Below are 19676 nucleotides of genomic sequence, written 5' to 3' on the forward strand. Positions count from 1 at the left end.
GTCACCACCGTGCCATGGCCGCTCGCCCTCAGAGCAGGCGCCGTTCTCCATCCAAAACTTTTTGCAGAACCTTCAGCACACTATCGACTATGATGACTGGCGCGACCTTGGCTGTCCCGGCTGGGGCTGGGACGAGGTGCTGCCGGTGTTCAGGCGGCTGGAGCGCAACGAGCGGCTGGCCGGCAATCGCCACGGCACCACCGGACCGCTGCCCGTCTCCGATCCCCGCCATCGCCATCCGCTGTCTCTGGCCTATGTCAGGGCCGCGCAACAGGCCGGCTATCCCTTCAATGACGACTTCAACGGGGACAGGCAGGAAGGCGTCGGCTTTTACCAGACGACGACCGCGAATGGCGAAAGACAATCGGCGGCAAAGGTGTTCCTGAAGCCGTTGGCAGGCAATGCCAACCTCACCGTCATCACCGATGCGCTTGTCACCGGCGTGACATTGGAAAACGGTGCGGCAAGCGGCCTCGCCTACACCACATCGGACGGACAGACCCATACAGCGACGGCGGAAGCCGAAGTGATCCTCACATCAGGCGCGCTGGCGACGCCGAAGCTGATGATGCTGTCGGGACTGGGGCCAGCCGAACATCTGACCGCGCTGGGCATTCCCGTCATCCGCGACATGCCCGCGGTCGGCCGCGACCTGCAGGATCACGTCGCGGCTCCCGTCTATGCGCTGACGCGCCAGCCGATCTCGCTGCTTGGTGAGGACCGTGGCCTGCGGGCGCTGCGCCACGGCCTGCAGTACCTCATGTTCCGCACCGGCCTGCTCACCTCGAATGTGGTCGAGAGCGGCGGCTTCTTCGACGCCGATGGCGATGGCCGTCCCGATATCCAGTTCCACGTCCTGCCGGTGATGATCGAGAGCGCCGAACACGGCTCGATCGAGCGGCACGGCATGGAGATCAATCCTTGTGTGCTCAGGCCGAAGTCGCGCGGCACGGTCAGGCTGCGCTCGCGCGATGCGGCCGATCCGATCCGCTTCACCACCGGCTTCCTGTCCGATCCGGACGATCTCGCCTTGCTGCTGGCCGGCATGAAGATCGCCCGCACCATCCTGCGCCAGCCGGCGCTGCAGGCCATGGTGGCGGAGGAGCTTTCGCCGGGCGCGGCCGCGGATCTTCCTGACCAGGCGATCGTCGGCCACATCCTCGAACACGCCAAGACGGTCTACCACCCATCGGGAACCTGCCGGATGGGCAATGACGACAGTGCCGTGGTCGATCCGCGGTTGCGCGTCCGCGGCGTGCCGCGCCTGCGGATCTGCGATGCCTCGGTCATGCCCAGGCTCATCAGTGGCAACACCAACGCGCCGGTGATCATGATCGCCGACCGCTGTGCCGATTTCATCCTCGGCAGCGCTTAGCGAGAAACGGTCAGCCGAGAGAAATCCAGGCCGTTTTGAGATCGGTGTATTTGTCCAGCGCATGCATCGACTTGTCGCGACCGAAGCCGGACTGCTTGACGCCGCCGAGCGGCACGGTGATGTCGGCGCCGCCATAGGTGTTGACGTGGACGACGCCGGCATTGATGTTGCGCACCATACGATGCGCCGTGGAGAGGTTGGCGGTCCACACCGCCGAGGCAAGGCCATAAACCGTCGAATTGGCAAGCCGCACCGCCTCTTCCTCGGTCTCGAAGCGCATCACGCCGAGCACCGGCCCAAACACCTCCTCGCGGGCGAGTTGCATCTCTTGCGTCACGTTCTCGAAGATCGTCGGCGCCATGTAGCTGCCGCCGGTTTCGGCCAGGATCCGTCCGCCGCCGGTGACCAGACGGGCGCCTTCAGCTGTCGCCCGTTCGACGAAGCCGAGATTCTTGTCCAGCTGCTCGGCGCTTGATACCGCACCGACGTCGCTCGTCAGATTGAGCGGATCGCCGACCTTCAGCCGCGTGGTCGCTGCGAGGAGCTCGTCCATGAAGCGGTCGTAGACCGACGCCTGGACGAGCAGGCGCGAGCCGGCAACGCAGACCTGGCCGGAATTGCGAAAAATGCCGTTGGCCGAGACGATTGCGGCCTGTTTCAGGTCCGGGGCGTCGGCAAAGACGATGTTGGGCGACTTGCCGCCGAGTTCGAGGAAGACGCGCTTCAGATTGGAACGCGCCGCATACTCAAGCAGATGCCGGCCGACCGGCCCCGAGCCGGTGAAGGCTATGGCGTCGACATCCATGTGCAGGCCGAGCGCCTCGCCGGCAACCGCGCCACGGCCGGTAACGACGTTAAACACACCGGCGTGAAGCCCGGCTTCGGCAGCGAGCTCAGCCAGCCGCAGAAGCGTCAGCGAAGCGACCTCGGGCGGCTTGACGACGATGGAATTGCCGGCAGCCAGCGCCGGCGCGATCTTCCAGGCGCCGATCATCAATGGGAAATTCCAGGGTACGATGACGCCGACAACGCCGAGCGGCTCCTTGTGGATCAGCCCGAGCACATTCTCGGCCGTCGGCGCGATCTCGCCATAGACCTTGTCGATAGCCTCCGCGTAGTAGCGGATGGTGCCCGCGGCCGATAACGGCTCGGCCTTGTAGGCCATGCCGATCTCGGTGCCGTTGTCGCGGACGCCAAGCACCGCCAGTTCATCGACATGCTTTTCGACCAGCTCGGCTAACTTCGTCAGAATCTTCTTGCGGAAGGCGGGGGCGGCGCGCGACCACGAGCCCTTCTCAAACGCCTTGCGCGCCGACGCCACGGCGCGATCGACATCGACGGCGTTGGCGTCGGCGATGCTGGCGAACGGGCGGCCATCGATCGGCGAGATCACGGGCAGCGTGGCGCCACTTGCACCTGCGGTCTGCGCACCATCGATGAAGAGGTTTCGCACGCCGACCTCGGCCTTGCGCAACGTGTCGATGGTGTTCTGGTTGATCATTGCGTACCGGCTCCGAAGGCGACATGCAGGGTGGTTGGCGCGCGAAATTCCCAGCCCCGGAACACCGGTTCCTTGCCTGGCACCAGCCGCAGATCCGGAAACCGTTCCAGCAGAAGCCTTACCGCGAGGCACATCTGCTCGCGCGCAAAAAACCGACCCGAACAGAAGTGATGGCCAAAGCCGAAGGCAGCGTGGTTGCCTTCATCACGAAGGATGTCGAAACGGTCGGGATCGGAGAACCGGATTTCGTCGCGGCTGGCCGAGGAGACGAGCGCGGCGACTGGCGCGCCCGCCGGGATGGTCACGCCGCCGAGCTCGACCGCGCGCGTCGTCTGGCGCGTCTGCGTGCCGATCGGCGCGACCCATCGCAGACCCTCGTCGACCGCCTTCGGCACCAAGGTTTCCAGATCGTCCAGCACCTGCCGCATCTGCTCGGGATGCGAAAGCAGGCCGGCAAGTATGGAGCCGGCGCCATGGCCGGGCTCCTGCATGCCGCCGAGCAGGATGACCTTGATGCTCGGCATCACGAAGTCGATGGCGCGGGTCGCACCCTGCGGCATGCCGTCATGCAGTATGTGCGACAGGGCGGAGTCGTCAGGCGCGTGGACAAGCCTCTCCAGCGTCGGCAGGATGGCGGCGCCAACCTCGGCGCTGATCGCATCGGCGATTTCCTGGCGCTTCGGATCGTTCTCGAAATTGATGGCGCCCTGGGCAAGGCCATAGAACCAGCGCCGCAAGGTCGGCATGTCGATGTCGGCCAGCCCGAGCGAGCGCGCCAGGCTGAGCGTCGACACCGGCTCGAAATACTCGGCCATCAGTTCCGCCGCACCCTGCTCGGCGATCCGGTCGAGATAGGGTCCGGCGATCGAGCGCACGAGATCCCCGGCATAGGAAGCGACGGTGCGCGGCCGGTATTTCGGGTCGACGCCCTGGCGCAGATCCTTGTGGACGTCTCCGTCGGTGGTCAGGATGGTCGGCTTGCCGAAGGAGCGTTCGACCGGGGATGTCCCGACAACCGTGGAGAAGATGTCGGGCGACTTCGCGACCGTTTCGACATCCTTCCAGCGGGTGACGAACCAGAGGTTGACCGCCGGCACGAAAGCGACCGGCGCGTTGCGCCTCAGTTCAGCATAGATCGGATACGGATCGGCTTCCAGCGCCTCAACGGTGATGCTCTCGGCAAAGCTCAACGCCGCTACTCCCCTAGGGTGAAGAAGGGGGCGGCGTCATGCGCCGCCCCTCTTGATCTCAGTCCTTCAAAGGCTGTCCAAGCTCGGCGAAGGCCACCGGATCCCGGCTCTTCAACGCGCTCGCCAGCACAAGGCCAACCACGGCCGCGATCAGCACCAGCGCCGGCAGGAACACGCCGAGGAACCCGCCAGCACCGGACAGGCCGCCGAAATTGATGACGATCAGATAGATGATGATGACGAAGGCGATGAAGGTCAGCCCCGGCAGGACTGTGGTCTTCACCGCGTTCTCCTGACTGGACGGGTTGGCACGGAAGAACATCACGACGGCGAGCGAGGCCACCGCCATCATCACGATGACGCCGAGAGTGGCAACGTTGGTCAGCCACGAAAACAGCGCCAGCACCGGGTCAAGGCCAAGCACGGCGAAGAGCCCGACGACGACAGCGGCAAGCACGCTCTGGATGACCGAGGCGACATGCGGGCTCTGGTGCGTCGAATGGGTCACGCCGATGGTCCGCGGCAGGAGCTTCTCGCGGCCGGAAACATAGATGTAGCGGGCGACCGCATTGTGGAACGCCAGTACGCCGGCAAACAGGCTCGACACGAACAGGATGCTCATGGCGTGCGAGAGCATCGTTCCGGCGTAGCGGTCGGACAGGCCGAACAGGAACGTGGTCGGATCCTGAAGCCCCTGCAGCGCCGGCAGCAGCTTATCAACGCCGGCACCGACCGCCATCAGCCATGCGGTGACCATGTAGAAGACGCCGATCAGGATGACGGAGAAATATGTCGCCCGCGGAATGGTGACCTTGGGGTCGCGCGCCTCCTCGGCATAGATCGTCGTTGCCTCGAAGCCGATGAACGCGGCAAAGCAGAACAGGATGGCGATCGCCGGCGCGCCGCTGGTGATCTGGCTCCAACTGAACGGCGCCGCTGACAGTCCACTATCGCCTCCGGTCTTGACGATCGCCATGTCGAGGATCAGCACCACGACGTATTCGGCAAGCACCAGAACGGTCAGGATCTTGGCCGACAGGTCGACCTGCCTGTAGCCGAGCACGGCGACGATGGCGATGGCGATGAAACTCCACGCCCACCAGGGCAAGTTGATGCCCCAGCCGGCGAACAGCCCGGCGGTCGCGGCACCGAGAAGGCCCATGACGCCGATCTGCATGGCATTGTAGGACAGGATTGCGATCAGCGCCGTGGCGCCGCCGGCGAGACCGCCGAGCCCGCGCGCCGCATACGCATAGAAGGCGCCTGCATTGCCGACATGGCGCGACATGGCGACATAGCCGACCGCGAACAACAGCAGCAGCAGCGTCACGATCAGATAGGTGCCGGCAAAGCCCGCGCCATTGCCCATCAGCATGCCGAGCGGCGTGCCGCCAGCCACAGCCGTCAGAGGCGCCGCTGCCGAGATCACCATGAAGGTGATGGCGCCAACGCCAAGGCTGTTCTTCCTCAGCCGGTTCGCTTCGCCGGCTTCAATTGTCGTCATCTTTCCCTCCAATTCCGCGCTGCGGAAGCCAAGTGTCCCTGAAATGTCGAGGCCCTGTTTCGGGCCGCCTTGTCGTTTCATTATTTGCAACGACATTTCGAATATAGACTTGCAAAGGAACCGGCTTCCTGTCAAGTTAATTCGCACGTTAAGTATCAGATGGAGGATCAGATACGCATGGGTACGGTGAGCAAGGCCATCACGCTGCTGGAAATGCTCGGTCGCGGCGAGCCCGAGACGGCGTTGGCTGACCTCGCCCGGCGCGCCGGCCATGACAAGGCAACAACGCGCCGGCTGCTGGTCTCCCTGATAGCGCATGGGCTGGTCGAGCAGGATGAAGCCACGCGTCTTTACCGGCTGGGCGCCGGTGTCGCGCGGCTGGCGCTGATGCGCGAAGCCCAGTTTCCCTTCCTGCGCACGGCGGTGCCGGTGGTCGAGGCGCTGGCGGCGGAAACCGATGAGACGGTGCACCTGTCGGAATATTCGAAGCGCGGCCTGATCACAGTCCATGTCGTCGAATCGACCAGGGCCAATCGCGTCAGCGTGCAACTCGGCGAGGTGCTGCCGATGCATGCGACGGCTTCTGGCATTGCGTTCCTGGCGTTCACGGAAGAGCGTATCCGAGACGCTGTTCTGGCCGGACCGCTGCCGGCCTTCACGCCCCACACAATAAGCGACGCGAAAACACTTGCCGAGCATGTCGCCGCCGCCCGCGCGCGCGGGCACTCGACCGGCTCGCAAGGCTTCGAGGAGGGCGTGCTCAGCGTCGCGGCGCCGATCCTCGGCGCCGACGGTTTTGCCATTGGCATCATCGCCGTCGCGGCGCCTAAGGTGCGGGTCCAGAAGGGCGAGATCGAGCGCTATGGCGCCAGTGTGGCGGCGGCTGCGCGCGTTATCAGCGAGCGGCTTTTCGGACGGCAGGGCCAGCCGGGCCTCAAGCGAGCATGACAACAAATACCCCTGCAAGGAGATTGACTGTGGAGGAGACACGCCGAATCCTGGTTATAGGCACCGGTGACACCAAGGCCGACGAATTGCTCTTCATGCGCGAGCGCATCGAGGCGGTCGGCGGTGTCGCCGTGATGATGGATGTGAGCGTGCTCGGCGATCCGCCCTACCAGCCGGCGCATGACAAGCATGCGGTGGCTCAAGCTGCCGACACGACCATCGAGGCGATCATCGCCAGCGGCGACGAGAATTCGGCGATGACGCTGATGGCGCTCGGCGCCTCGCGGCTTGCCCGCGCACTCTGCGACAAGGGCGAAATCCACGGTTTCATCGCGCTCGGTGGCTCGATGGGCACCGACCTTGCGCTTGACGTCGCGCTGGCGCTGCCGCTCGGCGTGCCGAAATTCGTCATCTCGACCATTGCCTATTCACATCTGCTGCCACCAGAACGGATCGCCACAGACCTGATGATGATCCTGTGGGCGGGCGGTCTCTATGGCCTCAACAGTGCCTGCAAGGCGGTGCTGTCGCAGGCCTGCGGAGCGGTGGTGGGTGCCGCGCGCGCCGTCGTTAAGCCGGACGCGACGCGGCCCAGGATAGGCATGAGTTCGCTGGGAAAAAGCTGCCTGCACTATATGGTGACGCTGAAGCCGGAGCTGGAGAAGCGCGGCTATGAAGTCATCGTCTTCCACACCACCGGCATGGGCGGCCGGGCGCTTGAGGCGATCGCCGCGCAACGCGGCTTCGTCGCGGTGATGGATTTCAGCCTTCAGGAACTCGCCAACCAGCTGACCGGCTCGGTGGTGAATTCGGGCTCCGACCGGCTGGAAAATGCTGGTCGGCAAGGCATCCCTCAGATCGTGGCACCTGGCGCCGTCGACATGGTGGATTTTCCGACCTGGCAAGCAGTGCCTGCCCGTTTCTTCGAACGGCCGTACCATGCGCACAACCGCCTGCTCGCCTCGGTGACATCAGACGGCGAAACCCGCAAGGAGATCGCGCGCGCCATCGGCGAGAAGCTCGCCGCCGCAACCGGGCCGACCGCCTTCATCCTGCCGGCAGGCGGCATCCAGCAATGGGACCAGGAGGGCGAGCCGCTGCACGAACCGGAGGCGCTGTCGGCCTTTGTCGAGGAGATGCGCTCGAGCGTGCCCGGCAATGCCGAGTTGCACGAGATATCAGGGCACATCAACGACGCCGCCTTCAGCGCCAAGGCACTGGAGATCTTCGACCGCTGGGTCGCCGAAGGCATTGTGCCGCTGGGCGCGCCGGAAGGAACTCAAGCTGCATGAGCGGGCCATCGCCAAAGGCGCTGGTGCTTGATTTCGGCGGCGTCGTCACCCGCACGCTGTTCGAAACGCACGCGTTGACCGAACGCGCATTGGACTTGACGCCCGGCATGCTCGGCTGGCGCGGGCCGTTCGATCCGGCATCCGACCCGCTGTGGCGTTCCATGCAAGCCGACGAGATCAGCGAGCGCGACTACTGGAAGACGCGCACGCGTGAAGTCGGCCGTCTCGTCGGCGAGGACTGGGACGACATGTCGACTTTCGTGCAGCGGGCGCGCGGCGCCGACCCGCAAGCGGTGGTGCGGCCAGAGGCGGAACGAGCGATCCGTGCGGCGCATGAAGCTGGCATCCGGCTCGCCATCCTCTCCAACGAGCTCGACTTGTTCTACGGCAACAGCTTTCGCGAGCGCCTGCCGCTGCTGTCGCTGTTCGAGACCATCATCGACGCCACCTACACGCACATCCTGAAACCCGATCCGCGCGCTTATGCGATGGTGAGCGAAGCACTGCACTTGCCGCTCGCGGCTTGCGTCTTCGTCGACGACCAGAAGCGTAACGTCGACGGCGCGGTCGCCGCCGGCATGCTGGCCGTGCATTTCGACGTCGCCCAACCGGGGCAAGGCTATGCAGAGGCGCTCGGCCATTTCGGCGTTGCGGCCTAAGAATTCAAGAAACGGAGTTCCCACCGATGCGCGACATCAACTTCCTCACCGAGAACAACGCCAAGCCGATCTGGCATCCGATGGCGCATCCGGCCGAGATGCGCGCGACGCCGCCAAAGATCATCATGAAGGGCGAAGGCGTCTCGGTCACCGATGCCGAAGGCCGCACCGTCCTCGATGCAGTCGGGGGCCTGTGGAACGTCAACCTCGGCTACAGCTGCGATCCGATCAAGAAGGCGATCGCAGCACAACTCGACGCCCTGCCCTATTATTCCGGCTTTCGCGGCACCTCGACCGGACCGTCGATCGAGCTTGCCTATGAGCTGTGCGACTGGTTCGCTCCCGAGGGCATGGTACGGACCTTCTTCACCTCCGGCGGCTCGGACTCGGTCGAGACGGCACTGCGGCTGTCGCGGCAATACTGGAAGATCAGGGGCCAGGGCGACCGGACGAAGTTCCTGGCGCTGAAGAAGGGCTATCACGGAACGCATTTCGGCGGCGCCTCGGTCAACGGCAATGCCAATTTCCGGCGCAACTACGAGCCGCTTTTGCCCGGCGTCTTCCACACACCGGCGCCATGGACCTACCGCAATCCGTTCGACGAGACCGATCCGGCGAAGCTGGCGAAACTCTGCGCGCGGGCGATCGAAGACGAGATCGCCTTCCAGGGCGCCGACACGATCGCCGCCTTCATCATGGAGCCAGTGCTCGGCGCCGGCGGTGTGATCGTTCCGCATGAGAGCTTCATGCCGATGGTGCGGGCGATCTGCGACCGTCACGACATCCTGCTCATCGCCGACGAGGTGGTGACCGGCTTCGGTCGCACCGGCGCCTGGTCGGGCTCGCGGCTCTCCGGAGTGAAGCCGGATTTCATGACCATCGCCAAGGCGATCACCTCAGGCTACTTCCCGCTCGGCGCCACGCTGATCAGCGCCAAGGTTGCCGACGTCTTCGAGGCCGACAAGACCAGCTTCGGCTCGATCGGGCACGGCTACACCTATTCCGGCCATCCGGTCGGCTGCGCGGCGGGGCTGGCCACACTCGCCGAGACCAAGCGGCTTGCCGTCAACGAGAATGCGGCGGCGCGCGGTGTCGAGCTCGGCAAGGCGCTGGAGGCGCTGAAGGCGAAGCACGCTTTGGTTGGCGATGTGCGCTACCAAGGGCTGATGGCGGCGCTCGAACTGGTTTCCGACCGTGCCGCCAAGAAGCCGGCCGACAAGAAGACGATGAATGCCGCCGCAGAGGCCGCCTACAAGGCCGGCGTCATGCTGCGCGTCTCCGGCAACACCATCATCCTGTCGCCGCCGCTGGTGATCTCGTCCGCCGATGTGGCAAAGATCGCCGAGGCTCTCGACGCCGGACTGACGGCAGCCGCCTGAGCGACGGTGACGCTCAGTCCTGACCGAGCCGCAGGCGTCGCCACGCCGCCGGCGAGAGGCCGACGGCGGCGCGGAAGAAGCGCGAGAAATAAGCCGGGTCGTTGAACCCGGTCTCATAGGCGATGTCCTCGACCGGGCGCACGGTGAACAGCAGCAGGCGCTTGGCCTCGACCAGCCGCCGCTCACCAACCGCCTGGCGTACGCCCGCGCCGAGCACCTGCCGCGCTGCCTTGTCGAGCAGATGGCGCGTGGTGCCGAGCGCGGCGGCATAGCGCTCGACCGGCCAGTCGTCGCGAAAGTGTCGGTCGATCAGACGCCGCAGCCGGCCGCCCAGCGCCACCGTCGCCGGCACCGCGACAGCATGCGACTGCGCATCGAGGCGGGCGATGCCCGACAATGCCACGGCGATCAGCGGCGGCAGGATTTTCTCCATACCGGGCAACCTGTCGGCATATTCCGCCTGGATCATCGTAACCGTATCACCCAACCTTTCCCAGAGGGCCGTTTCACCGCGTCCGGTGACGAAGACCGGCTGGTCGAGCGGCAGCGCGGACTGCTCAGCGATCGCCGCAAGGGCAGCATCGGCGACCGAGACAACGATGGCGTCGGCGCCCGTCTCGATGCTGAATCCGTGGACCACGCCGCTCGGCATGAAGCTCACCGTCGGCGCCGAAAAACTCCAGGTCTCGTCTTCGATCCGATAAATGCCGCTGCCGCCGGTCCAGAAGGTGATCTGCGCCATTTGCGGGTGCTTGTGCGCGAGAACCTGGCCGCGATGCACGGAGGCACGCGCAAGAACAGTCTCGACATGCAGGAATCCGACGTCGAGCGCACGCGCCGGTTCGCCGTAGACGAAGAATTCGGGAATGGCAGTCTGGCTCATCACGGCGAAAAAATCCAAGTGGTTCTATACTTTCGTCCATAAACCTTTGTCACGACGATCGCTACAGTTGACGCGTTAAAGGAGGATCATGATGCGATCGGAAGATTTCCGGGCCGACACGAAACGGCCGTTTACCGGTGCCGAATATTTGCAGAGCCTGCGCGACGGGCGCGAGGTCTATATCAATGGCGAGCGGATTGCCGACGTCACCACCCATCCGGCGATGCGCAACTCGGCGCGCTCGCTGGCCCGCCTCTACGATGCCTTGCACGATCCGGCGCGGCAGGCGGTGCTGACCTCGCCGACCGACACCGGTTCTGGCGGCTACACGCACAAATATTTCCGCGTCGCCCATTCCGCCGCGGATCTCGCCGCACAGCAGACCGCCATCGCCGACTGGTCGCGCATGTCCTACGGCTGGATGGGGCGCACGCCCGATTACAAGGCAGCACTTATGAACACGCTCGGCGCCAATGCCGAGTGGTACGGCCCGTTCAGGGACAATGCACTCGCCTGGCACAAACGCGCCCAGGAAGCGGCCCTGTTCATGAACCATGCCATCGTCAACCCGCCGATCGACCGCCACAAGCCGGCCGAGCAGGTGAAGGACGTGTTCGTGCACATCACGAAGGAGAACGACGCCGGCATCTGGGTGTCCGGCGCCAAGGTGGTGGCGACGTCGTCAGCGCTCACCCATTACAATTTCCTGGCGCAGAGCTCGGCGACGGTCACCGAGGACCCGTCATTGTCGGTGATGTTCATCGTGCCTATGAACGCGCCGGGGATAAAGATGTTCTGCCGCGTCTCTTACGAGCAGACGGCCAACACGGTCGGCCATCCCTTCGACTATCCGCTGTCGTCTCGTTTCGACGAGAACGATGCGATCCTGGTGCTGGACAATGTCTTCATCCCCTGGGAGGACGTGCTGGTGCTGCGCGATGCGCAGAAGATCCTCTCCTTCCACCCGGCGTCGGGCTTCATGCACGGCTATTGTTTTCAGGGCTGCACGCGCTTCGCCGTCAAGCTCGACTTCCTCGCAGGCCTGCTGGCGAAGGCGCTGCGCGCGACGGGCGGGGATGCCTTCCGCGGCAACCAGGCGGCCCTCGGCGAAGTAATTGCGCTGCGCCACATGTTCTGGAGCTTTTCCAACGCCATGGCGCACAACCCGATCCCATGGGCGAACGGCGCCGTGCTGCCCAATCTCGAAGCGGCGCTCGCCTATCGCACTTTCATGTCGGAGGCCTATCCGCGCGTTATCGATACGGTGCGCCGAGTCATCGCTTCGGGGCTGATCTACCTGCCGTCCTCGGCAAAGGATTTCGACAATCCGGAGATCGACAAGTACCTTGCCCAGTACGTGCGCGGCTCCAATGACATGGGCCATGTCGAACGCATCAAGATCATGAAGCTGCTGTGGGATGCGACCGGCACCGAGTTCGGCGGCCGCCACGCGCTCTATGAGCTCAACTATGCCGGTGCGCCGGAAGAGGTGCGGCTGCAGGTGCTGAAGGGTGCTGAGCGCGGCGGGCGCCTGAGGGCGATGGAGGAACTGGTCGACACCTGCATGGCCGACTACGACGAAAAGGGCTGGACCGGCGACACCTGGCTGCCGCCGCTGCCGGCTGGCGCAAGCTGAGGTCCCGGCCATGGAGCCACAAGTTGCAAGGCTGGAGTTCCGTGAGGCGATGGCGCGGGTCTGTGCGCCGGTCAACATCGTCACGACTGATGGTCCGGCCGGCCGCGGCGGCTTCACTGCGACCGCCATGTGCAGCGTTTCCGACGATCCGCCGACGCTGCTTGTGTGCATGAACGAGCGCTCGGCGCAGACCGGCCTGTTCCTCGCCAACCAGCGTTTCTGCGTCAACGTGCTGACGCAGTTACACACCCATCTGGCGGCAAAGTTCGCCGGTACGATCCGCGACATGGGCGAGCGCTACAATGCGGCAAGATGGCAGACCATGCCGTCCGGCATGCCGGCGCTGCTCGACGCCATCGTCAGCTTCGATTGCGAGATCGGCGACGTGAACAAGGTTGGCACGCACAATGTGATGTTCGGCCGCGTCGTCGACATCCGCCACGGCAGCGACGAGGCGGCGCTGCTCTATGTCGGCCGCAACTACACGCAGCCGAGTGCACTCGGCAGTTTTGGCGGGTAGAGGCTGTCAAGTCTGGTTTTCGGATGATTCCGACTGGATCAGGTTTTCGAGCAGGTCGAGCAGGTGCTCATGCTGTTCGGCGCCGTAGCGCTGCTCGATCGCATCGTAGATGGCGATGCGCTCGGGCGACAAATCCTCGATCAGCGCCAGCCCGGCCGGGCTGATTGCGAGCAGCGCCCGGCGACCGTCATCCTTGACCTTGTTGCGGGTGATGAACTGCCGTTCCTCCATCGCCTTGATGATGCGGGTCAGGCTGGGCGGAAGGATCGAGGCGCGATGGGCAAGTTCGGTTGCCTCGAGCGGCCCGGCTTCGGCAAGCACACGCAGCACGCGCCACTGCTGCTCAGTGATGTCGTGGCGGGCAAGCATCGGCCGGAAATGCGCCATGATCACTTCGCGGGCGCGAAGCAGAGCCATGGGCAGGGAGCGGCGGGTGCTGGGCGGTAGCAAGGTCAGGTCTCCAAAAAATTCCAATTCCGGTACGACTCGCACCACACAATGAGACTCGGATCGCAGCTATATCCGCGATTTCGCCGGGGGCGGCAATCCCACCATCGAGAGCTGTATCTGCATAGAGAACGACACTTGACATTCCGCCGTCAAGATGTAATTCACATGTTAATTACAAGGTGGAGGAAACCTTGCCACATATGGCGATCGAATATTCGGCGAATCTCGACGCCAAGGTCGACATCAGCGCGCTTTGCACGCTGGTCGCTCGCACCATCCTCGAAACCGGCCTGTTCGAACATGGCGCGGTGAGGGTACGCGCTTTTCGCGCCGAGGCATACGCGATCGCCGATCGCCTCCCGGAGAACGGGTTCATCGACATGAACTTCCGCATCGGCAAGGGCCGCAGCGCCGAGGAAAAGAAACGCACCGGCGAGGCGATCTTCACTACTGTTTCGGATCATCTCGCATCTCTGTTCACGACGCCGCATTTCGCGCTGTCGCTGGAGATCCGCGAGATCGATGCCGAACTAAGCTGGAAGAAGAATGCCATCCACCCGCGCCTGCGCGGCAAGTGACAGGAACCCATATCATGGCGGCATTGGACGACAATCTGAGAAAGGCCGAGGCCTATCTCGAGCGCTTCAGAAGCGCTGGCGTGCTCAACCAGATCGGCGGCGAAACCGTGCCGGCCGCCGACGGCTCGACATACGAGACGCTGTCGCCAATCGACCTGAAGCCGATCGCCAAGGTGGCACGCGGCAAGGCCGCCGACATCGACCGCGCCGCCAAGGCGGCGAAGGCTGCCTTCCGCGACTGGGCGGCGATATCAGGCGACGCCCGCAAGAAGCAGTTGCACAAAATAGCCGACGCCATCGTCGCGCGGGCCGAGGAAATCGCTTTCGTCGAATGCATGGACACCGGCCAGTCATTGAAGTTCATGGCCAAAGCAGCGCTGCGCGGCGCGGAGAACTTCCGCTTCTACGCCGACCGCGCGCCGGAGGCCCGCGACGGCCACACGATCCGCGCACCGAACCAGGTCAACATGACGACGCGCGTGCCGGTCGGCCCGGTCGGCGTGATCACGCCGTGGAACACACCTTTCATGCTGTCGACCTGGAAGATCGCGCCGGCGCTCGCCGCCGGCTGTACGATCGTCCACAAGCCAGCCGAGTTCTCGCCGCTGACCGCGCGGCTTTTGGTCGAGATCGCCGAGGAGGCCGGCCTGCCGAAGGGCGTGTGGAACCTCGTCAACGGCTTTGGCGAGGACGCCGGCAGAGCGCTGACCGAACACCCCGACATCAAGGCGATCGGCTTCGTCGGCGAAAGCCGCACCGGCTCGATGATCATGAAGCAGGGTGCCGACACGCTGAAGCGCGTGCATTTCGAACTCGGCGGCAAGAACCCGGTCATCGTCTTTGCCGATGCCGATCTGGAGCGGGCGGCCGACGCTGCCGTCTTCATGATCTATTCGCTGAACGGCGAGCGCTGCACCTCGTCCTCACGCCTGCTGGTCGAGGAAAGCATCTACGACAAGTTCACCGCGCTGGTGGCGGAGAAGGCCAAGCGCATCAGGATAGGCCATCCGCTCGACCCCGAAACCGTGGTTGGCCCACTGATCCATCCGGTGCATGAGGAAAAGGTGCTGTCCTATATCGAGATCGGCAAGTCGGAAGGCGCTGTCGTCACCGCCGGCGGCGGCAAGTTCGCCGGTCCGGGCGGCGGCTGCTATGTCAGCCCGACGCTGTTCGTCGGCGCCACCAACAAGATGCGCATCGCCCAGGAAGAGATATTCGGACCCGTGCTGACCGCCATCTCGTTCAAGGACGAGGCCGAGGCGCTGGCGCTGGCCAACGACACGCAATACGGCCTGACCGGCTATCTCTGGACCTCGGACGTCACCCGCGCCTTCCGCTTCACCGACGCGCTCGACGCCGGCATGATCTGGGTCAATTCGGAGAATGTGCGCCACCTGCCGACGCCGTTCGGCGGCGCCAAGAACTCAGGCATCGGCCGCGACGGCGGCGACTGGTCGTTCGATTTCTACATGGAAACCAAGAACATCGCGTTCGCCACGGCGCCGCATTCCATCCAGAAGCTCGGCGGCTGACCGGAGACCCCAACGATGCCCTTGCCCACACCCAATCTCTACCCGGCATTCAACATCGTGCGGCTCAGCCACGTCGAGCTGGCTGTTACGGACCTCGGTAAGTCGCGCGCGTTCTATGTCGACACGCTCGGCCTGCAGGTGACCGACGAGACCAAGGACGCCATCTATCTGCGCGCCATGGAAGAGCGCGGCCACCATTGCATCGTGCTCAGGAAAGGTGCCGCGCCGGAAGCCCGCGACCTCGGCTTCAAGCTGTTTTCCGACGACGATCTCGACAAGGCCGAGCACTTCTTCAAAGCCAGGGGTCTGCCTGTGAAATGGGTCGAGCGGCCCTACCAGTCGCGTACCTTCCGCACCCGCGACCCGCACGGCATTCCGCTCGAATTCTATTCCAGAATGGAGCGGCTGCCGCCGATCCATCAGAAGTATGCGCTGTACAAAGGCGTCAAGCCGCTGCGCATCGACCACTTCAACTGCTTCTCGCCCAATGTCGATGAATCGGTGGCGTTCTACAACGAGCTCGGCTTCCGCGTGACCGAGTACACGGAGGATGCCGCGACCGGAAGACTTTGGGCGGCATGGACGCACCGCAAGGGCGGTGTCCACGACATCGCCTTCACCAACGGCATTGGCCCACGCCTGCACCACGTCGCCTTCTGGGTGCCGACACCGCTCAACATCATCGATCTGCTCGACCTGATGGCCACCACCGGCTGGCTGCCGAACATCGAGCGCGGCCCCGGCCGGCACGGCATCTCCAACGCCTTCTTCCTCTATATCCGTGATCCCGACAATCACCGCATCGAGATCTATTGCTCGGACTACCAGACGGTAGATCCCGACCTAGAGCCGATCAAATGGGACCTCAAGGACCCGCAGCGCCAGACGCTGTGGGGCGCACCGGCGCCGAAGAGCTGGTTCGAGGAAGGCAGCACTTTTGCCGGCGTCGAGCCGCGCAAGTCCGATCTGGCGGCCTCGCCGATCGTCGCGCCGTGACGTCGGCTAACTGCAGGGGAAACAAATGAGCGCGGCACGTCTCGCCACCTTCACCGTTGGCGGCAAAACGCGCTACGGCGCAATCACCGACAAGGGCGGCGTCGACCTGTCGGCGCGACACGCACAGTGGCCGAGTTTGCGCGAGGTGATAGAGGCCGGCGCACTGCGACGGCTGACGGAAGAGGCGGACGCTTTCGCCGCCGATTTCCCGCTCGACGCCATCGCCTACGAGATACCCGTCCCCTCGCCCGAAAAGATCATCTGCGTCGGCGTCAACTATCCGGACCGCAACGAGGAGTACAAGGACGGACAGGCCGCACCCTCGAACCCGTCGCTGTTCATCCGCTTCCCGCGCTCCTTCGTCGGCCATGGCAGGCCCCTCGTGCGGCCGTCGGAATCGCCGCAGCTCGATTATGAGGGCGAGATCGTCATCGTCATCGGCAAGGGCGGCCGCAGGATCGCCGAGGCGGATGCGCTGGGCCATATCGCAGCACTTTCGCTCTGCAACGAGGGCACCATCCGCGACTGGGTGCGCCACGCCAAGTTCAATGTCACCCAGGGCAAGAACTTCGACCTGACCGGCTCTATCGGCCCCTGGCTGGTGCCGTTCACCGACGAGGCACAGATCGCCGACATCGCGCTGACCACGCGCGTCAATGGCGAGGTTCGCCAGCAGGACCGCACCGGCCGCATGATCTTTTCCTTCCGCAAGATCATCAACTACATCTCGACCTTCACCACGCTGGCGCCGGGCGACATCATCGTCACCGGCACGCCGACCGGCGCCGGCGCCCGGTTCGACCCGCCAATCTGGCTGAAGCCGGGCGATGTGATCGAGGTCGAGGCCGACGGCATTGGCTTGCTCAGCAACGGCGTCGTCGACGAAGGGACCGGTCGATGATGACGCCGGAACAGGTCGACGACGCGGCCGCGAGGCTGTTCGAGGCCGAGCGCGACCGCCGCCAGATCAGGCTGCTCAGCCTCGATTTCCCCGGGGCGACGATGGATGACGCCTATCTCGTCCAGGCGGCGCTGGTGAAACGAAAAGTGGCCTCGGGCCTGACGATCAAAGGCTGGAAGATCGGCCTGACCTCCAAGGCGATGCAGTCGGCGCTCGCCATCGACATTCCGGATTCCGGTGTGCTGTTCGACGACATGTTCTTCGATGACGGCGGCACCGTTCCAGCCGGCCGCTTCATCCAGCCGCGCATCGAGGCCGAGATCGCCTTCGTCATGAAGGCGTCGCTGGCCGGTCCGGACGTGTCGATCGACGACGTGCTCGACGCCACCGACTACATCACGCCGGCGCTGGAGATCCTCGACACCCGTATCGAGCGCGTCAACAAGGAGAGCGGCAGGATACGGACCTTCTTCGACACCATCTCCGACAATGCCGCCAATGCCGGCGTCGTCGTCGGCGGCCGTCGTGCCGGACCGCGCGAGGCCGACCTGCGCTGGATCGGCGCCATCCTGTCGCGCAATGGCGAGGTCGAAGAGACCGGGCTCGGCGCCGGGGTGCTCGATCATCCGGCGAAGGGCATCGCCTGGCTGGCCAACCGGCTGCATCAGTACGGCATGCAGATATCCGCCGGACAGGTCGTGCTGTCGGGCTCGTTCATCCGGCCCGTGGAGTGTCGCCACAGTGACACTATCGCTGCCGATTTCGGACCCTATGGAGCGATCCGCATCACCTTTGCCCGCTAGCGGCAATTCCTCCATAGCCCGCTGACCCGACTTGCCGGCGGCGTGCTGAAACAGAACCCGGAAGAGCCCGAAAGGGTGTCGGCACTCCTTGCCAGCCTTCAAAGTATCGGCGCCGAAATCCGGGTGCCGCGCGAACAACCGTTCGATGCCATCGCTTTGCTGGACGATCAGGATTAACTCGACTTCCATCGCTGGCCGCGTTCCTGAAAGGCTTTATTACGCGATAGACCACGATCCGCTGACGCGCTTTTGCGCTCCTGTTTCAATCCGAGCCGCTGTCCCGAGCCGCTGTGCAGTTTTGGGCAACATGCGTTTGATCGACAAACCCGTGGCCAGAAGCCGAGGGGTTCCTTGTCGGGACGGCCGGCGCTATCGATTCGAGCGGCCGAGCGCTGTGGACGCAATCAGCAAAACGATCGAGGCGGCGATCAGCACTGTGGCAGCAGCCGCGATGGTCGGCGTCAGCGTGTCGCGCGCGATGGTGAACATCTCGCGCGGCAAGGTGCGTTGTCCGGGACCGGCGAGGAACATCGTCACCACGACTTCGTCGAGCGAGGTGGCGAAGGCAAACAGCGCGCCCGACGCGATGCCCGGCAGAATGACCGGAAGCGTGACTTTGCGGAAGGTGAGGAAGGGTGGCGCCCCCATGCTGGCGGCCGCCCAGAGCAGCCGCCTGTCGAGACCGGTGAGAACGGCCGAGACGGTCACCACGACGAAGGGAACGGCGAGCGAGGTATGGCCGAGGATGAGGCCGGGAAGGGTCGCGGTCAGGCCGGCCATCGAGAAGACGAAATACATGCCGACGCCGACGATGACCACCGGCGCGATCATCGGCACCAGCAGCAAGGCGGAGATCGTGCGCCGACCTGGCAGATTAGGCGCCGCGAGGCCGAGCGCGGCCATGGTGCCTAGCGGCGTCGCCAAAAGTGTCGTCGAGACAGCCAGAACCAGGCTGTTGCGCAGGGCATCCATCCAGGTCTGCATCGAGAAGAACTCGCGGTACCATTTCAGCGACCAGCCGGTGATGGGAAAGGTGAAATCGCCGCTGCTCTTGAACGAGAACAGCACGATGATGATCAGCGGCGCCATGAGGAAAGCCAGCACCATCATGGCCGTCAGCCCGAGGCCGAAGCGGCCAAGCCGGCTGGTGGTGGTTGATCGCGGGGAGGACATCCGGGCCTCCTAGCGCAGACCGGCGCCGCTGCGGCTGAGCAGCGCGTTCTGGATGGCATAAAGCGAGAGCGTGACGACCAGCATTGTTCTTTCTCGGCGGCGTCGTCGGCGCTGTGGGTTTCAAGCATGTCGGCTTCGCGGCGACGTTGTTTCTGGCGGCCATTCTCCTCGTGCTGGCCTCCATGCCAGTCCTGGAGGACGTCTCCGTTCGCATGAGGCGGCTTTGGCAGTAGCGCTGCAGAGCTTTGCCGCATGCCAGATTTGGCAGCACATTCGCGAAGGCGCTGTTCCTGGATTTCGGCAGCTATCTGTTTTGGCCGATCCTGAAGCACGAACACGATGAGATCGGCCCAACG

The 19676-nt window shown here is 64.4% G+C and carries 19 protein-coding genes; 13 read left to right on the forward strand and 6 right to left on the reverse strand.

The genetic code is table 11. From position 1 onward, the window contains the following. On the forward strand, positions 1-1375 hold a 1375-nt coding region (locus tag NKI39_RS31460; protein ID WP_352836764.1), incomplete at its 5' end, for a GMC family oxidoreductase. 10 nt (positions 1376-1385) lie between these two features. On the opposite strand, the gene NKI39_RS31465 is transcribed toward NKI39_RS31460, so the two are convergent. From NKI39_RS31465 to NKI39_RS31475, 3 genes are read right to left on the reverse strand one after another with little or no spacing between them, the layout of a single operon-like run. Further along, on the reverse strand, positions 1386-2876 hold the full coding sequence (locus NKI39_RS31465) for an aldehyde dehydrogenase (RefSeq protein WP_352836767.1): 1491 nt from the start codon (positions 2874-2876) through the stop codon (positions 1386-1388). Beyond that, a complete protein-coding gene (locus tag NKI39_RS31470; protein WP_352836770.1) occupies positions 2873-4066 on the reverse strand; it encodes a cytochrome P450 in 1194 nt (397 codons plus the stop codon). The genes NKI39_RS31465 and NKI39_RS31470 overlap by 4 nt, the downstream gene beginning before the upstream one ends. Positions 4067-4124: 58 nt before the next feature. Further along, positions 4125-5570 (reverse strand): APC family permease, encoded by a 1446-nt coding sequence (locus tag NKI39_RS31475; protein WP_352836773.1) that lies wholly within the window; start codon positions 5568-5570, stop codon positions 4125-4127. A gap of 177 nt (positions 5571-5747) precedes the next feature. Here NKI39_RS31475 and NKI39_RS31480 point away from each other — a divergent pair, with 177 nt between their 5' ends. From NKI39_RS31480 to NKI39_RS31495, 4 genes are read left to right on the forward strand one after another with little or no spacing between them, the layout of a single operon-like run. Beyond that, positions 5748-6518 carry an IclR family transcriptional regulator gene (locus NKI39_RS31480; RefSeq protein WP_352836775.1) on the forward strand — a complete coding sequence of 257 codons (771 nt, stop codon included), beginning with the start codon at positions 5748-5750 and terminating at the stop codon, positions 6516-6518. Further along, positions 6515-7810, forward strand: a complete 1296-nt coding sequence (locus tag NKI39_RS31485; protein ID WP_352685375.1) for a Tm-1-like ATP-binding domain-containing protein — start codon at positions 6515-6517, stop codon at positions 7808-7810. Before NKI39_RS31480 ends, NKI39_RS31485 begins: the two co-directional genes overlap by 4 nt. Next, the gene (locus tag NKI39_RS31490) at positions 7807-8469 is read left to right on the forward strand and encodes an HAD family hydrolase (protein ID WP_352836778.1); all 663 of its coding nucleotides are present in this window, start codon (positions 7807-7809) and stop codon (positions 8467-8469) included. The genes NKI39_RS31485 and NKI39_RS31490 overlap by 4 nt, the downstream gene beginning before the upstream one ends. 26 nt (positions 8470-8495) lie before the next feature. After that, positions 8496-9848 (forward strand): aspartate aminotransferase family protein, encoded by a 1353-nt coding sequence (locus NKI39_RS31495; protein ID WP_352503133.1) that lies wholly within the window; start codon positions 8496-8498, stop codon positions 9846-9848. Between the two features lie 13 nt (positions 9849-9861). Here NKI39_RS31495 and NKI39_RS31500 read toward each other — a convergent pair whose 3' ends face one another. Next, positions 9862-10731, reverse strand: coding sequence for a helix-turn-helix domain-containing protein (locus NKI39_RS31500; RefSeq protein ID WP_352469641.1), 870 nt, complete (start codon positions 10729-10731; stop codon positions 9862-9864). A 91-nt stretch (positions 10732-10822) separates the two neighbouring features. Here NKI39_RS31500 and NKI39_RS31505 point away from each other — a divergent pair, with 91 nt between their 5' ends. After that, a complete protein-coding gene (locus NKI39_RS31505) occupies positions 10823-12367 on the forward strand; it encodes a 4-hydroxyphenylacetate 3-hydroxylase N-terminal domain-containing protein (RefSeq protein WP_352814583.1) in 1545 nt (514 codons plus the stop codon). A 10-nt stretch (positions 12368-12377) separates the two neighbouring features. Continuing rightward, positions 12378-12887, forward strand: a complete 510-nt coding sequence (locus tag NKI39_RS31510; protein WP_352836781.1) for a flavin reductase — start codon at positions 12378-12380, stop codon at positions 12885-12887. 6 nt (positions 12888-12893) lie between these two features. Here NKI39_RS31510 and hpaR read toward each other — a convergent pair whose 3' ends face one another. Beyond that, positions 12894-13304: a homoprotocatechuate degradation operon regulator HpaR gene (gene hpaR, locus NKI39_RS31515; RefSeq protein WP_352685406.1), complete on the reverse strand. Its 411-nt coding sequence runs from the start codon at positions 13302-13304 to the stop codon at positions 12894-12896. 224 nt (positions 13305-13528) lie between these two features. Between hpaR and NKI39_RS31520 the strand changes: the two genes are divergently transcribed. Genes NKI39_RS31520 through hpaH form a run of 5 tightly spaced genes read left to right on the forward strand, consistent with a single transcriptional unit; the run spans position 13529 to position 18147 of the window. After that, on the forward strand, positions 13529-13915 hold the full coding sequence (locus tag NKI39_RS31520) for a 5-carboxymethyl-2-hydroxymuconate Delta-isomerase (protein WP_352503132.1): 387 nt from the start codon (positions 13529-13531) through the stop codon (positions 13913-13915). 14 nt (positions 13916-13929) lie between these two features. Further along, positions 13930-15447, forward strand: a complete 1518-nt coding sequence (gene hpaE, locus NKI39_RS31525; protein ID WP_352836783.1) for a 5-carboxymethyl-2-hydroxymuconate semialdehyde dehydrogenase — start codon at positions 13930-13932, stop codon at positions 15445-15447. Between the two features lie 15 nt (positions 15448-15462). Beyond that, complete coding sequence (gene hpaD / locus NKI39_RS31530; RefSeq protein ID WP_352469637.1) at positions 15463-16443, forward strand: 3,4-dihydroxyphenylacetate 2,3-dioxygenase; 981 nt, start codon at positions 15463-15465, stop codon at positions 16441-16443. A 25-nt stretch (positions 16444-16468) separates the two neighbouring features. Next, a complete protein-coding gene (locus NKI39_RS31535) occupies positions 16469-17344 on the forward strand; it encodes a fumarylacetoacetate hydrolase family protein (RefSeq protein WP_352836785.1) in 876 nt (291 codons plus the stop codon). After that, entirely contained in the window at positions 17341-18147 is an 807-nt protein-coding gene (gene hpaH, locus NKI39_RS31540; RefSeq protein WP_352836788.1) for a 2-oxo-hept-4-ene-1,7-dioate hydratase, read from the forward strand. Before NKI39_RS31535 ends, hpaH begins: the two co-directional genes overlap by 4 nt. Positions 18148-18516: 369 nt before the next feature. Here the strand turns inward: hpaH and NKI39_RS31545 are convergent, their stop codons facing one another. Continuing rightward, positions 18517-19320: an ABC transporter permease gene (locus tag NKI39_RS31545; protein ID WP_352612811.1), complete on the reverse strand. Its 804-nt coding sequence runs from the start codon at positions 19318-19320 to the stop codon at positions 18517-18519. Between the two features lie 83 nt (positions 19321-19403). Between NKI39_RS31545 and NKI39_RS31550 the strand changes: the two genes are divergently transcribed. Next, a complete protein-coding gene (locus tag NKI39_RS31550; RefSeq protein ID WP_352469632.1) occupies positions 19404-19553 on the forward strand; it encodes a hypothetical protein in 150 nt (49 codons plus the stop codon). The last annotated feature ends 123 nt before the right edge of the window (positions 19554-19676 follow it).

Source organism: Mesorhizobium sp. M0664 (assembly GCF_040320565.1).
Classification (GTDB): Bacteria; Pseudomonadota; Alphaproteobacteria; order Rhizobiales; family Rhizobiaceae; genus Mesorhizobium.